Raw genomic sequence first — 14,621 nt, forward strand, 5'->3', positions numbered from 1 at the left:
GATACGCTATAACTAATGAACGATGAATGGATCGACTTAATTCATCGCTCAGCATTAATAGTCCATCATTTTTATTCAAATTCCTGGCGTAAAATAGCCAGAATCTCTTCAACCGTATCTTCCTCCAGATCCGTCATCCGGACAAGTTCTTCTTTCGAACGGGCGAGTACGCTCTTGGCGGTATCCAAACCAACCCGGCGCAACTCTTCGATCATCCAGTTATCGATTTCGTCGTTGAATTCAGACAGATCGACGTCTTCATCATCTTCCTGCCCTTCAACATCCCGGAATACGTCGATTTCCATACCCACCAGCCGACCGGCCAGTTTAATGTTCTGACCACCTTTTCCGATAGCCAGTGAAACCTGATCAGGTTTCAGGAAAACCGAAACGCGTTTGGCTTCCCGATCCACGTTCATCGTACTGATTTTGGCCGGACTCAACGCCCGACTGATCAGCAGTTCAAAGTTATCGGTATAGTTAATAACGTCAATGTTTTCGTTACCCAGTTCGCGAACAATACTGTGAATCCGCGATCCTTTCATCCCGACGCAGGCACCCACCGGATCGATCCGGTCGTCGTACGATTCAACGGCAACTTTGGCCCGCTCACCCGGCTCGCGAACGATCCGGCGAATGGAAATCAGTCCGTCGTAAATCTCCGGAATTTCGTTTTCGAACAAACGCTCCAGAAAAACCGGTGATGTCCGCGACAAAACGATCTTGGGCGTACCATTGATCATTTCAACGCGGTGAACGACGGCCTTCGTGGTTTCGCCTTTCCGGTAGCGGTCTTTCGGAATCTGTTCCCCTTTCGGAAGGCTGATTTCATTGCCTTCGTTATCGAGCAAAATTACTTCATTTTTAAGCAATTGGTAGACTTCCGCATTCAGTAAATCACCAACCTGGTTTTTATATTTATCGTACAGGATCTCTTTTTCCAGGTCCTTGATTTTCTGAATCAGTGTCTGACGGGCAGTTTGTACCACGCGACGGCCAAAATCCTCCAGCTTCACTTCCTCGGCTACTTCTTCACCCACTTCAAAGTCGGCCTGAATCTTGCGGGCTTCGGCCAGCGGAATTTTGTCATAATCCCAGATATCTTCCGAATTGTCGTCCACAATCTCGCGGGTACGCCACATTTCGAGGTCACCGCTTTCGGCGTTGATGATCACGTCAAAGTTTTCGTCAGTACCGTATTTTTTGCGAATCATTGTCCGGAAGACGTCTTCCAGAATTTTGATCATGGTCGGGCGATCGATGTTTTTCGACCGTGCAAAGTCTGCAAACGACTCAATGAGTATTCCGCTATCCATAATTTCAGTTGTCAGTTTTTCAGTTTAGGGTTTTCAGTTGCAGGTTTCCAGTCAGAATAAACAGAAACAACGAACTGAAAACGCTACTTAGAAACCGATACTTCTTTATTTGAATGAAACTTGTATTGTACTTTTCTTAATATCCGTAAACGGGATGACCACTGGTTCAATCGGCGGATCGTTCTTTTTCGGCTTCTTGAGCGGTTTTTCGATGATCACAATCTGATCTTCACCGACACTCTCCAGTTTCCCATTGCGCGTCTGACCGTCGTTCAGTAACACTTCCACCTCCCGACCTATATTTTTCAGGTATTGTCGTTTGAAAACCAGGGGTTCATCGACGCCGGGTGATGATACTTCCAGGGTAAAAGGCTGGCTGTCAAATACTTCCAGTTCTTCCAGTTGGTTGCCCAACTTACGGCTGATGCCCGCACACTCTTCAATAGTAATACCGGTATCGCTATCCAGCAAGACGGTTATTTTAGCACGAGTACGGGAAGGAGATACCTGGATATCAACGACAAAATACTGATCTTCGTTCAGATACGGCTGTAACAGTTCGTTGACTTTCGCCTTTACATCCATAAATTAACAAAAAAGGGAGTCAAAAACTCCCTGCCATGCATAAATGCTGATAAGTGCTGCAAAGATAAGTATTTTATGAATGGATTCCCAATCAATTCTCCGAACTGCCGGTAACAATTTTTACGCCTGATTAAATGGGACATTTTCCGAACAAACGTTCGTAACTTTGTACTCCTACGCCCTACATCTGTCGTTACTGAAAAAAGTCGGTCTGCGAGATCCGCACCCATCTGATTCGCTTGTATGAAATTTTCGCTTAGGCTTGGCGTACTGGTTTCTTCGTTTTTTTCGTCGCTGCTCTGGTCGCTGAACTTGTTGTTGTTTCTGTATACACTTCTGGTTTATTACCTGCTCTACGAAACGCCCATTGGTCACTGGACGGCCAGTGTACTGATGATTTCGTTGCCGGTTGCGTGGGGGGTTAATCTGTTCTTTATCATATTCTGGCTGCTGGTGCGGCCCTGGCGGGCGGTGCTTCCGGTTTTGACCATGTTAATCGGCATTCCGTTCTGGCGACGGACACTGACGTATAGTCAACCGGGCAGCCCTACGGAGAAACGACCGACGATTCAGGTGATGAGTTACAACGCAATGGGATTTAACAAATACGACCTCGTTGATACCCAGCGCCCGGACGAAGCCAACAACATGATCGACTGGGTGTTAAAGGAACCGTCGGATGTGAAATGCTTTCAGGAATTTTATAACGATAACAACTCGGTGGTCTTTAAAACGATTCGCCGTTTGGAAAAAGCCGGTTATCCGTACTACGCAGTTCTGCATCCGCCCGAACGCGAGGGTCCGGGCAAATTCTTTGGCGTAGCGGTTTTTTCCCGCTACCCGATTGTCAAGCGGGGCGACGAGGTTTTTGATAATTTCAATGGCCTGGTTTGGGCCGATGTTAAGGTCGGGGCCGATACGATTCGGGTGATCAGCGTGCACATGCAGTCGATGGGAATCCGGGTCGGCGGTATGCTGAACGAGAAGGAGTCCAGCCGGGTCCGAAAAAATACGCAGGGGGTTTTACGCCAGCTTCGTCAAGGGTTCACGATGCGTCGCAATCAGATCGTTCGCGTGGAGGAACATTACCGGAACAGCCCGCATCCGGTTATTATCTGCGGAGATTTCAACGATACGCCTTACAGCTATACGTACGGAAAACTGCGCCGAATCCTCCGCAATGCCTTTGAGGATGCGGGTCGGGGCTTTGGCTTCAGCTACAACAAGGCACCCGGTTTTCTCCGCATCGACAATCAGTTCTACAATGCCCGGTTTCTGGAACCGCTCAACTTCATCACGTACCGCGACGTCAAGTTCTCCGATCATTATCCCATCATGGCCCAGTACGCCATCAAACCGCGCGAATACAGCAAAGACCGCACGCCCAGAACCCACGTTGAGTTTGACTTTTAAATCGAATGAAAAAGGAACAGCTTCGCAGGATCAGCTTACGGTTCATTGTTCATTCAAAAATTAAGGATGTGCGTCGACCCAAACCTGGCCGTCTTCGAAAATCTCTTTTTTCCAGATCGGAACCTGCTGCTTGAGCGTGTCGATGATGTAACGGCAGGCATCGAAGGCGTCGGCGCGGTGGGGAGTGGCCACGGCAATCAAAACCGCTATGTCACCGATCGCCAGATTTCCCTTGCGGTGAATGATCGCGTATTTCCGGACGTCCCAGCGTTGGCCGGCTTCGTCGGCAATTTCCTGCATTTTAGCTAATGCCATCCGGTCGTAGGCTTCGTATTCCAGCCGTTCGACGGGGCGGTTTTGCGTATTGTCGCGAACCGTACCGAAAAAAAACGTAATGGCCCCGGCCGCATCCGTCGAAACGTGTTGATAGGCCGCGTTCATGTCGATAGGCTCAGTCGTAATGGAAACCATGCGTTTGGAATGATGGGTTATGAATGATGGATTATGAATAGGAGCGGTTTTTTAATTCATCGTTGATCACCGCGCGGGCGGCCCCGTCATAACGCATCATTCCGGATTTTATCCTCCGCTGACCGGCGGAATCAGGGCAATTTCGTCGTTGGGGTGCAGGGGCTGGTTTAATTCGGCGTATTCGCCGTTGACGGCCACCAGCAGCGACCGAAGGCCGGTCAACGCGGGATATTGTTCTTTAAGATTCGACAATAATTCGCCCACCTGACCGGTTTTGGGCAGGTCGAGCGTCAGGGCCGAGGTGCCGACGATCTCGCGGGTGATGCCAAAAAGTTGAACAGAAACTCGATTGCTCATGCTCAAAGATACGAAAACAACAAAACAACTTCACCACCCAACTCAATTTGGTCGCCATCCCGAAGCGGGTAACCCATTCCGGCAATGTCGGCTCGTTCGATGGTGTTGTCCGGGTGCATGATTTTCGTTTTGTTGCCGCTGGCGGGCAGCCCGCCCGAATCGACCAGCAGTGCATACTGTCGCTGGGGAGCATTGTATTGAATTGTTGCGTGCGCCCGGCTAACCGCCCCGTTTCCCGCTCCTTTGATCGGATCGAAACCGGCATCTTCGTCGTTCAGAATCACAATGTCGTTGGTTCGTACCCGGCCCGAGGTGGTTTGGGCCGTATGGCCGCGACCAATGCAAAACGTCGTTTTCTGGACCGAATTGAGTACATACTCGGCTTGCTCCGTTTGTCCGACCAGCGCCACAACCCGGGCCAGCAGCGGGACGGCACCGGTTTTTGAATGGTCCAGTACCAGTAGCCCCAGGTTTCCTTCCCGGTAGGTACTGGCTGGCAATTCATCCGTAAAAAAGGCGTATTCAAACTGCCAGTTTTTGGGTAGAACAATGTAATTGTCGGCCAGTTGCCGGTTTAATTCCTGTTGAAATTTCCCCGGCTGACTGGCCCACAAGACGACCCGGTACAATTCTTCGTCTTCCGGCGTCGGACAAAGAATCGCGAGTTTAAGGCCGATCGGAGCGGTTTCCGGTTCATTTTGATACGCCCGTAGTTTATTGATGATAAACCGGAGGAGCTGATCCCGGCGCGGGGCAGCAGGAGGGGGGCCGGATCGAACCGGTTTTGGCGCCGTCTGCGTTGATTCGACGCGCCTGATTTCGGGGGCCGGCGCAGCCACTGCGGCTGGTGGTTCCGCCGGTGTAAACCCGAATAGTTTCTTCACATTTTCCAGAAAGCTCATAAATAATGTCGGTTTGCGGGTTAAAAGCTACCCAAATATCGGCGTTGTTTTAAGATGGGAGCCACGACAGTATTCGCCAGATTGACAGCATCCGCCGAGGATTCACCCAATTCGATGCGCACGGTTACGACGGTATTTGACCGGCCATCGGGCGTTGGAGCGAAAAATACGTACCAGCCGTCGTTTTCCTGAACGCCCTGCACGATCCGTTCGGGCGTACCGGTTTTTCCGGCCACCCGCGCAATGCTGATCTTGCTCCGTCCCGGCGGGTTCGACTGCTCGATCATGAATTCCTTCAATTGTTCCGCGTAATCCGGATTGCGGGCGATCGGTTTGCCGGTTCCGACCGATCGCGGTTTTCCGGCCTGGGACACCACGTAGCGCGAGGGTTGCAGGATGCCTTTATTGGCAATGGCTCCTGCCATTCGGGCCAGGGCTGCGGGCGTTGTGGACAATTGCCCCTGTCCCCAGGCCAGCCCCGAAAACTCACCGCGATACCGTCTCGGATACTGCAAACTTTGGTAGAGTTTCCGACGAACCACAAACGAGGAGTCGCGCCAGTGCTTCCGAATCTGCTGGTCTTCCAGAGCCGTGTGCGTATCCGAAAACGAATAACCGCCAATGTAATCGACGTTCATGCCCGTCGCCAGATAAAGATCGGACAGTTCTTTGTCCAGCGCCTGATCGTTCGCCAGCCGGATGAAATACACGTTACTCGACCGGACAATGGCCTTTCGCATGTCAACCGATTCGCCACAGGGTTCCGACTCCCGCGGCCCCCGGCGAATGATTTCCTGACACGAAATGGCATACCGAATCGCCGAGGCCGATGAGCCCAGTTTGTTAAAAGCGGCCATTGCCGTCATAATTTTCGCCGTTGAGCCGGGGGCCGTCGGGAAGGTCATGCCCAGATCCCGTTCGGTCACCAGGTAGGGCAATTGCAGCCGCTCCCGGTCCGATAACAACATGGCTTCCGGGGTTTTCAGATTGGGCAGGGGATGGATGGCTGATGCCAGAACATCGCCCGAAGCCGCATCCAGCACCACTACCGAAAGGCGTTTGTCCCGGTATTGCGATTGTGCCAGCGATTGCTGCAAAGCCACTTGCAAACCGGCGTCGACGCTCAGCGACAGATCGCGGTTTTTCGCTTTTCGCTCGGCGACTTCGCGGCTGTCGATGCCCGCCCGCAACGCCGGTGCCAGTTCCCGGTAATCATAAACCGACAGCGTACGGGTTTGTTGCACCGTCGGGCTAAAGCGATCGGCCCGGTAGTTGGTGGCAACAAGCTCGGTTTTGCGGGGGCGGCTGTTAAAACCGCGCAACTCGCTGAAGTGCGTAGCCTCAGCATAATACCCGTTGCTTTGTCCCCAGAACAATTGCGTGTTCAAATCGCCCGTCCAGAAAAACAGGTGTTCGCCGAAGGGATAATAGCGTTGCAATCGCTTCTGAGCAATCTTTTTCACCTGATCCGACTCCAAACCGCTTTGCTTCAGTCGTGCTAATTGCTCCGTAACCCGTTCCGGCGAACTCGTAGCCAGCACCAGGCCCTTTCGGTCGTAAATTGTGCCCGAAGCCAGCACCCGCGTCAGCCGCTCGATCCGGGGATTGTAGCTGTAAATGGGGTCGCCGGTGCGGGTGATGACCCGGGCGGGCCGCACAATGTAGTCGTTCCCACGCCAGCCCACAATCGGAATTAACCGACCAATCAAAACCGCTACGCCGATCAGAAAACCCGCAATACCGGCCATCAGCACGGCGTCGTAGTTTTTTTCGAGGTATTCGCGTTGCTCGACCTGTCCCGGCCGGTGTGCCACACTGAACACGACACCCATCGCCATGAGGTTGATGATGAGCGAAATCTTGCCGTAACTCAGAAACGGCACGCTAATGCCCGTGAGCGGCAGCAAACCGATGGAACCACTGGCGATAATGAGAAATTGAACACCCGTCGCGATGGCAATACCGGCCACCAGAAAAAAACTGAACGGCTGACCCGCCCGCCGGGCGTGTAAAAACGTCCGATGGAGCAGAATGCCCATGAGCAGAAAAACCGCAATGACGCCCAGGCCGCCCAACTCTTCGCCGACACTGGGCAGAATCATATCGGTATGGGCGGCTGGCATGGCATTCGCAAAACCCTTTCCCAGACCCTGCCCCGTCCAGCCGCCCGACGCCAGCGTCCAGAAACTATGCGCCAGGTGATCACCGCCGTAGACATCGTTGTTCCACGGGCTCAGCCAGATCGCTTTGCGGTCGGCCAGGCGGTTTCCGACAAAAGGCAATTGATCGCCAAATGTAAATATAGCGATCACCATCAGGAGCAAAACCGGTGCTTCCGTCAGTAATGCGGCCCAACCCAATGCGGTTTTGGAACGAGCCTCGCCCCGCCAGAACATATAGCCGATCAGAGTAATGAAGCCAAGAACCGTTGCCAGCCAGCCGGGCAGCAGCCACAAGGCGATCCCATAGCCAAGACCTGTTGCGAGCGTGAGCGACAGGTTTCCCCGGGCAATGCTATAGAACAATAAAAACGTGAAACAAACGACTAGCGCCGGGCCCATATCGCCCAGCAACAGGTACAGCAGCATGAGTAAACCGGCCCCGGCCAGCGCCCCGAAACTCACCGCGAACCGCCACCGTAAATCGGGCAGTTGGCGAATTTTCTGCTCGTTGGCGGCAAAAAAACCGGCAAAGAAAACCAGCAAGAGGTACTTGGTGATTTCACTCGGCTGGAACGTCAATCCCAAAACCGACAGGTTGACCCGGACGCCACTGCCTTCCGGCCCCGAACCAATAAACAATGTCAAGGTAGCAAGACCCAGGGCAAGCACCAGCCAGGTCCAGCCCGATAAACGCACGGAAGAGCGGTTGTAAAACGCAAAGAGCGCGTCGAACCGCCAGTCGGCGTAAAACCGGCCGATGTTGAGCTGCGATATAATCAGCAAACCGAACAGGCCAGCCGCCACGCCCTGCAGCGTCTGCCAGGCAAAAAGCGTATCCTGCAACGGGTCCTGAATGGCCAACAGCGTCAGCACGGAAATCCCCGTTAACAGCATGAGGACCGGCAAAAGCAGCGGATCGGCGTAAAACCGCCGAACGGACCAGATACTATGCACAGCCCAGAAAGCACCAATAAATAGCGTGATGATAATCCAGAATTGTACGGTAAAAGCCGTTGGCGTGCGGACAATAAACGCATGATCGGACTTCAGTTGGCTATAAACGACGGAGCCGATGAGCCGGATCTGGTGCGGGCGGGCCGTAAAGGTAAACGATTGATTACGGGTCAATTGGCTCGTCCCCCGGCGGCTGCCAAACTCGAAACCGGGTTTGAGCGCAACCACACTATAGCCTGCATTCGCTGTCAAACCCGTAAAGGAAAACCGCCCGTCGGGATCGGTTCGGGCGTACGAAAACCGGTCGGGCAGCGTATCCGGCTGAGCGGTGGCGGGGTGACTTTTGAGCTGGACCAATACACGGGCCATCGGTTGATCCTTCTCTGCGTGCGTAACCCGCCCCGAAATGCTGGCTGATCCGTTGCCCGCGCCGACAATGGCCGGATACGGTTTTGGATCGTTGAGTTCGCGGATATACAAGACCGAGTCGAACCCCATTTGCTGGCGGGAGAGTTGCAGGCGATTTTGAAAGTCGGCCCCACCAATCCGGCTGCGCCAGGCAACGGGTGCCTGAATGGAAAATAACCGCTTGTTAATGGCTCCCAGGTTATCGGGCGACCCATTTTGACCCAGCTTGTGCGCTAACGAATCGGCCACCAGGGTGCGATCCGCGGGATCGCTGTAGTAATTGCCGCTGTCGAGTAAACGCTGGATCGCGGCTGGTTTCAAACCGGGCTGTAACGGGACGGCCTGTCCGTTAACGAGGGCTTGTTTCGCCAGATTCAGCGCGGGAGACAGGTTGATGTACAGACGTATAGCCAACAGGAGCAATAAGACCGATGCACCCAATAAATACAAACGACCCGACGATACCGAAGGAACTTTCATGCAAATGTGTTGAGAATTAATTACCCGTCTTCGTTGAATCGGGGGCGGTTTTGGTTGAATCCGGGGGCGATTCCGGCGCGGTGGGAGCGCTGGGTTCGGCCGTGGTTGCCGGGCTGTTGTACAGTTGGGTTGAATCGATTACGCTTTCAACGGGTTCGTCCGACGAGGAGGTGGCAGTGTCTTCTTCCATTTGTTCCCTTGCCGACGAGTCCGTTACCATCGTCGTCGAGTCTGGCGAAATAACCGTTTCGTTCCTGTCTTTCTTTCCTTCGTACGTATAAAAAACCGCTAAACCAATCAGAATAACAACCAGAACGCCCAAACCAATTCCCCAGCCAGACAAGCTGCGGGCCGGTTCTTCTTCCGGTTCGGACAAATCCGGTTGTGGCAGTGGTTGGGGAGCGGCCATTGTGCGGGACACGACTGGCGGACGCAAACCGGTTGGTCGGCGGTTTTGCAACTGTTCCACATTCGCCTGACCGAACAGCAGCACCAGTTCGTTGACGTCGCTCAGCCGCTCGGCCGGGTTTTTGGTGAGCGTCCAGTCCAGAACGGTGCTGAGGCTGGGGGGCAGAAACTGGTCCGCTGGCAGAAAAACCGGTGGCGGTGGCGTCTGCAAAACTTCCCGCATAAACGTGGCAATACCGGTATTACCGGCCATCGAGAACGGCACCCGGCCCGACAGACATTCGTACAAAACGACGCCCAGCGAATAGTAATCCGTGGCTACATCCACACCCCGGGGATTGTCGAACTGCTCGGGGGAGGCATATTCGTACGTCATCAGCGATTGACCGGTCATGGTTTGCGTCTGTTCGCGCAACCGGGCCACGCCGAAGTCCGTCAACAGAAAATGCAGTTCGCCACTCGGCAAAGACCGAAATAGAATATTTTCCGGTTTGATGTCGCGGTGAATGATTCCGCGCGGATGAATCGCCTGAAAGGCTTCGGCCATTTGCAGGCCCAGCCGGATGACGGTCTGTATTTCCAGGTGCCCTTTTTCGGTCAGCAGCGTCCGTAAATTACCGCCCTCGATCCACTCCATAACGATAAAAGGCATGGGCATATCCAGTTGAACCTCCCGCACACTCACCACGTTCGGGTGGCGAATGTCGGTCATCAGCTGCGATTCGAGCCGAAACCGCCGGAGCGTTTCGGCGTCGGTATTGAGGGCGAAGTGTTTGATGGCCACCAGATCACCGCTTGCCAGGTGACGGGCTTTCAGCACACGGGCGTTCGAGCGGCCCAGTTCGCCGATAATTTCGTATCCCGGAAAATGCGTATTGACGCTGACGGTTGGCATGGGTTCATTCGTTGGTTGTTGAGTCGATGGCGGCTGGTATCACGCGCATCAGGGAATCCAGATTTTTCGGCAAATCATATTTCAGAATTTTGCAACTGATCCGGGTTCCCCGGTCGCTGTCGGGAGCCGACCGAACGGGTGAGGAGTGGGGCGGAACGTTTATAAAGAAGATTTTCTCGGTTTTATACAGCCCGCCCTGATCTTTGAAATAACTGATCTGAACGGCCACCGCCGGAAACGGAAACGGGCTGGGGTTCTCTAATTGAATCCGGGCCTGTTTGATGCCGCCGAAGAAACCAACTTTTAAACCAAGCACGTCGACGCTCAGGGTTCTGCCCGCAGCGGCCACCTGTTCCCGGATCTGCTCACGCCGTTTGGCTTGTTTTGCGCGATAAAGATTCATGGTATCCTCCTCAACAGCAGCGGTTTCTTCGTCCGTTTGCTGAGCCGGAGCAAGGGCGGCTGTGGTATCGTTGCGGGGCAGTACATTGGCGATGGGTTTCGGTATGGAACCGGTATTGGCATAATAGAGACCCGCGCCAACCGCCAGCACAACCAGTACGAGAACGGCCAGTACCCACGGTTTTCGCGATGGATTTGGCCGGGCCGGACTTGCCGGTTCTGGTTTTAAGGGGCCCGATTCGGGCCGAACGGCCTCGGGCACTTCGGGTTTGGGTCTGGTCTTACCCGAATCAATAACGCTGGCCGGTGGTGCAGTTTTGGAACTGGTTCGGTTCGTGCGCAGGAAGTTCAGCTCCGACTGCTTCAGTAACCATGTCAGCTCGTCCGGATCGTTCAGGCGCTCGCTGGCTTTCTTTTTTAACAAGCCTTCCAGCAATTCCCGAAACAGATCCAGCGTCGGATTTTCACTGGTCAACGTCAGGGCGGGGGGCGCTTCGGTCAGCACTTTGTTCATGAAGGTCACAATCCCTGATTGATCGTCGAGTGCAAACGGCACGCTGCCGTGCAGGCATTCGTACAAAACCACCCCCAGCGAATAGTAATCCGTGGCCGGACCAACGCCCCTGGGGTCGTTAAACTGCTCGGGCGATGCATATTCGTACGTCATGAGCGATTGTCCCGTCAGCGTATTGGACTGTTCGTGCAGCCGGGCAATGCCGAAATCGGTCAGCAGAAAATGCAGTTCTCCGCTGGGCAGGGGGCGATACAGAATGTTTTCCGGTTTTACGTCGCGGTGCACGATTCCCTGCGGGTGAATGGCCTTGAATGCACTTGCCATTTGCAGACCCAGCCGGATGGTGGTCGAAATGTCGATGCGGTTTTGACCGGCGATGAGTTGTTTCAGGCTGCCGCCTTCGATCAGTTCCATCACGATGTACGGTAGCTCGGCTTCCAGCTGCACCTCCCGAACCTTCACCACGTTGGGGTGGGCAATGCTGGTCATAATGGACGATTCCCGCTGAAACCGGCGGAGGGTTTCGTCATCAGTATTGAGGGCGAAGTGTTTGATGGCCACCAGATCACCCGTAGCGAGGTGACGCGCCTTCAGAATGCGGGCGTTGCTACGCCCCAATTCACTCAGCACTTCGTAGCCCGGAAACCGTGTATCAAACCGGATGGTGGACATTAATGACGTATCGTTTTAGATGAATCAGCCTGATTCTGTAAAGTAACCTGTATACCGACATTGCGGAACGTATCCTGGCGAACAACCGCCTGAACCGGCAAATCTACGTTGCGAAAGTACACCTTTGTCAGCTGCAATTTCGTTTTGGGAGTGGTTTCAATGCCGGTTTTAAAACCGCTGATGACAATGTTCTCGACATGCACCGGACCGGAATGACTGATCCGGAATGCCAGCGGTACTCGCGCACTGTCGGCCGGAACAAAAACCGTCAGCCGCTGATCACCCAGGAGGCTAAGCAGGGAATCGTTCAGTACGACCGGTTTGGTCAGTCGGAACGTATCTGCGGGCAATGTCAACTGGTGATCGGGGCTTCGGGAAGCGGCTTGCAGCAGGGAGTCCAGTCGGGCAACCGCCGAGGAATCTACCGGAAACATGTCATCCGTCACGAGTTCGGCAGTACTGATAAGATCGTCGACAGGCCGATTGTTGTACCAAACCAGCCCAGCGATGCCACCAACCACGAACAGGCTCAACAGAATCCAGATGCCCAGCAGACTGCGTTGGGGCGGTTTTGGGTTTGGGGCAACCGCGTTGGGCCTGACGGGTGGGGCAGAAACCGGTTTTGGTATGGACTTTCGGGCGGGCGGAATGGAACGCCCGTTGACCGGCGTCTCGTTCCGGGCCAGCACTACCGTAATATTATCGTTCCCGCCCTGCTCATTGGCCAGACGAATCAGCGCGGTTACCTGCTCGTCGAGGGACACGTTCTGATCCAGAACACTCCGGATCTGGGCCTGTGTAATCATATCGGTCAGGCCATCGCTGCACAGCAGCAGTTGATCGTCCGGCAGAAAATCCGTCTCGCCCGATTCCAGAAAATCCGGATCATCGACGCGGTGGTGCAGGGAGCCAACGTCGCGCAGAATTTCATTCCGTCGGGGGTGCTGCATGGCTTCGGCTTCCGTCAGTTCGGCCGCGTCTTCCCGCGCGCCCACCATCGAATGGTCGCGGGTGAGCTTTTCAAGGATGTCCCGGCGGTATCGGTACAGGCGGGTATCGCCCACGTGCACAAAATAGAGCTTATTCGTGCGACTGTCGGCCACGGCAGCCGTTAACACGCAACACATTTGCGCCAGCTGGCGGTTTTGTTCACGCTGGCTGTTGATCTGGTTATTGGCAAAAACGACGGCTTCGCGCAGCATCGACAGCGGATCGCCGTTGGGTGTGGCCATATACTGTTCAATCGATTCCTTCGCGATAGCCGCAGCCCGGTCGCCCCCGGCATACCCGCCAACTCCATCAATCGCGGCCAGCAGCACGCTGGATTCCGACCAGATTGGTGTGCAGATAAAGGTATCCTGGTTATCGGTTCGGCGTTGGCCTACATCAGTCTGACCGGCAATTCGGAACGAATTCATTGAAAAAGGGAAACGTGAAAAATGGAACAGCTCTCGTTAAAGAACCGCTGACCGGACAAACTGTTGCCTTTACCGGGGTAAATCCCGAAAATGGCGGATCACCAACAGCAGCACAAAAGCCAGTAAAAGAACCACAACCAAGGCATCAATCATGACGTTGGAACGTTAACGTGACCATGCTATTGAGCAAAATCTGAGCCTGATCCGGCAGGGTGTACCAGTGCGGATTCGCCGGTTCGCTGCGGGGAATGAGTTGTTCGTTCACCCGCGTTTCGTTTCGGCTGAAGGAAGCGATCTGGAAATGCTGTAGTTCGTCGTTGTAGCGAATCCGGGCGTGGGGGTTCGATACGTATGCCGATTCGAGCAACAGGTAATTGGGAAAATGCTGGTTTTCGGGTTCTTTGCGGGCCACTACAATCTCCCGGTCGCGCATCAAATACGAATCTTCCTTGTTCAATTCCGCAATGTAGTGCGTGATCTGGGCCAGTCCGGCACCGTGGCTGCGCGGTAATCCCGGCGCCGGCTGGGGTGCAGAAGCTGCGGTCGAAGGTCGTGCCGTTGGGGCTTTGGGAATCTCAAACCGAAACTTGACCACAAACGCCCCCGGTTCCCGAAAGTCGATATGCTGGAAGGTGTTGAAGTCAATATCTACTTTTTCGAACCGATTGGTCTGCTTGACCCGGCGGGTGACGTGAATTCGATCGGCCGACTGAGCCTGTTCATTACCGGGTAAAATACCGGTCAGGGCACCGACCACTTTCACATCCGCCGGACCGATGGGCTCGCCCCCGAACTCGCGACCGCCCCCAAACTTGAAATACCAGCTGGAAGCCACCGGAACGATGTTTTCAAACTGCTCTTTCTTCGATTCGATGCGGTTTTTAAAAGCGTCGACGGCTTCGTTGACGATTACCGGGAAGGCATTCTGGCGCGCTTCGTACGTATCGGGATGCAGAATAATCAGAAAATGAGCGTTGAACAGCATACTTTTTCCGACGGATTCGCGCTGCAAAGAATCTTCGAACGACGCAATCAGTTCGTTCAGAATGCGCGTATTGGTAACGGTAGCGATCGGATCGACCCGGGTTGGCTGGGAAGTCGGTACCAGTAGATTTCCTAATTTACTAAGCCAGTCGCTGGGCTGATCTGCCATGAGTGAATTCCAGTTGAAGGATATTGAACCTTTAACGATGAATGTAAAAGATTTCTTTTGACCAATCACTAAGTTACTGCGTAGGAATTGGAGTTTACAAGGCCAATCGCA

Annotated in this window: 12 protein-coding genes; 2 read left to right on the forward strand and 10 right to left on the reverse strand. The window is 54.0% G+C overall.

Features of this window, described 5'->3' with window-relative positions; translation table 11 throughout:
• Positions 1 to 71 precede the first annotated feature (71 nt).
• A complete protein-coding gene (gene nusA / locus EHT25_RS25815) occupies positions 72 to 1,316 on the reverse strand; it encodes a transcription termination factor NusA (protein WP_124878072.1) in 1,245 nt (414 codons plus the stop codon).
• A gap of 105 nt (positions 1,317 to 1,421) precedes the next feature.
• Positions 1,422 to 1,901, reverse strand: coding sequence for a ribosome maturation factor RimP (gene rimP, locus EHT25_RS25820; RefSeq protein WP_124878073.1), 480 nt, complete (start codon positions 1,899 to 1,901; stop codon positions 1,422 to 1,424).
• 243 nt (positions 1,902 to 2,144) lie between these two features.
• On the opposite strand from rimP, the gene EHT25_RS25825 reads away from it, so the two are divergent.
• The gene (locus EHT25_RS25825; protein WP_124878074.1) at positions 2,145 to 3,314 is read left to right on the forward strand and encodes an endonuclease/exonuclease/phosphatase family protein; all 1,170 of its coding nucleotides are present in this window, start codon (positions 2,145 to 2,147) and stop codon (positions 3,312 to 3,314) included.
• A gap of 60 nt (positions 3,315 to 3,374) precedes the next feature.
• On the opposite strand, the gene EHT25_RS25830 is transcribed toward EHT25_RS25825, so the two are convergent.
• From EHT25_RS25830 to EHT25_RS25860, 7 genes are all read right to left on the reverse strand, one after another.
• Positions 3,375 to 3,785: a molybdenum cofactor biosynthesis protein MoaE gene (locus EHT25_RS25830; RefSeq protein ID WP_124878075.1), complete on the reverse strand. Its 411-nt coding sequence runs from the start codon at positions 3,783 to 3,785 to the stop codon at positions 3,375 to 3,377.
• A 108-nt stretch (positions 3,786 to 3,893) separates the two neighbouring features.
• Positions 3,894 to 4,142, reverse strand: a complete 249-nt coding sequence (locus EHT25_RS25835; protein WP_124878076.1) for a MoaD/ThiS family protein — start codon at positions 4,140 to 4,142, stop codon at positions 3,894 to 3,896.
• 2 nt (positions 4,143 to 4,144) lie between these two features.
• Entirely contained in the window at positions 4,145 to 5,044 is a 900-nt protein-coding gene (locus tag EHT25_RS25840) for an FHA domain-containing protein (RefSeq protein WP_124878077.1), read from the reverse strand.
• A gap of 20 nt (positions 5,045 to 5,064) precedes the next feature.
• Positions 5,065 to 9,048 (reverse strand): FtsW/RodA/SpoVE family cell cycle protein, encoded by a 3,984-nt coding sequence (locus EHT25_RS25845; RefSeq protein WP_124878078.1) that lies wholly within the window; start codon positions 9,046 to 9,048, stop codon positions 5,065 to 5,067.
• A 16-nt stretch (positions 9,049 to 9,064) separates the two neighbouring features.
• On the reverse strand, positions 9,065 to 10,351 hold the full coding sequence (locus EHT25_RS25850) for a serine/threonine protein kinase (RefSeq protein ID WP_124878079.1): 1,287 nt from the start codon (positions 10,349 to 10,351) through the stop codon (positions 9,065 to 9,067).
• A gap of 4 nt (positions 10,352 to 10,355) precedes the next feature.
• A complete protein-coding gene (locus EHT25_RS25855) occupies positions 10,356 to 11,939 on the reverse strand; it encodes a serine/threonine protein kinase (protein WP_124878080.1) in 1,584 nt (527 codons plus the stop codon).
• Complete coding sequence (locus EHT25_RS25860) at positions 11,939 to 13,357, reverse strand: PP2C family protein-serine/threonine phosphatase (RefSeq protein ID WP_124878081.1); 1,419 nt, start codon at positions 13,355 to 13,357, stop codon at positions 11,939 to 11,941. Before EHT25_RS25860 ends, EHT25_RS25855 begins: the two co-directional genes overlap by 1 nt.
• On the opposite strand from EHT25_RS25860, the gene EHT25_RS33045 reads away from it, so the two are divergent.
• Positions 13,357 to 13,512, forward strand: coding sequence for a hypothetical protein (locus EHT25_RS33045; RefSeq protein WP_221622334.1), 156 nt, complete (start codon positions 13,357 to 13,359; stop codon positions 13,510 to 13,512). The genes EHT25_RS25860 and EHT25_RS33045 overlap by 1 nt on opposite strands.
• On the opposite strand, the gene EHT25_RS25865 is transcribed toward EHT25_RS33045, so the two are convergent.
• Positions 13,503 to 14,510, reverse strand: a complete 1,008-nt coding sequence (locus EHT25_RS25865; RefSeq protein ID WP_124878082.1) for an FHA domain-containing protein — start codon at positions 14,508 to 14,510, stop codon at positions 13,503 to 13,505. The two genes, EHT25_RS33045 and EHT25_RS25865, sit on opposite strands and share 10 nt — an antisense overlap.
• Between the last annotated feature and the right edge of the window lie 111 nt (positions 14,511 to 14,621).

This window comes from Larkinella rosea (genome assembly GCF_003858635.1).
Classification (GTDB): Bacteria; Bacteroidota; Bacteroidia; order Cytophagales; family Spirosomataceae; genus Larkinella; species Larkinella rosea.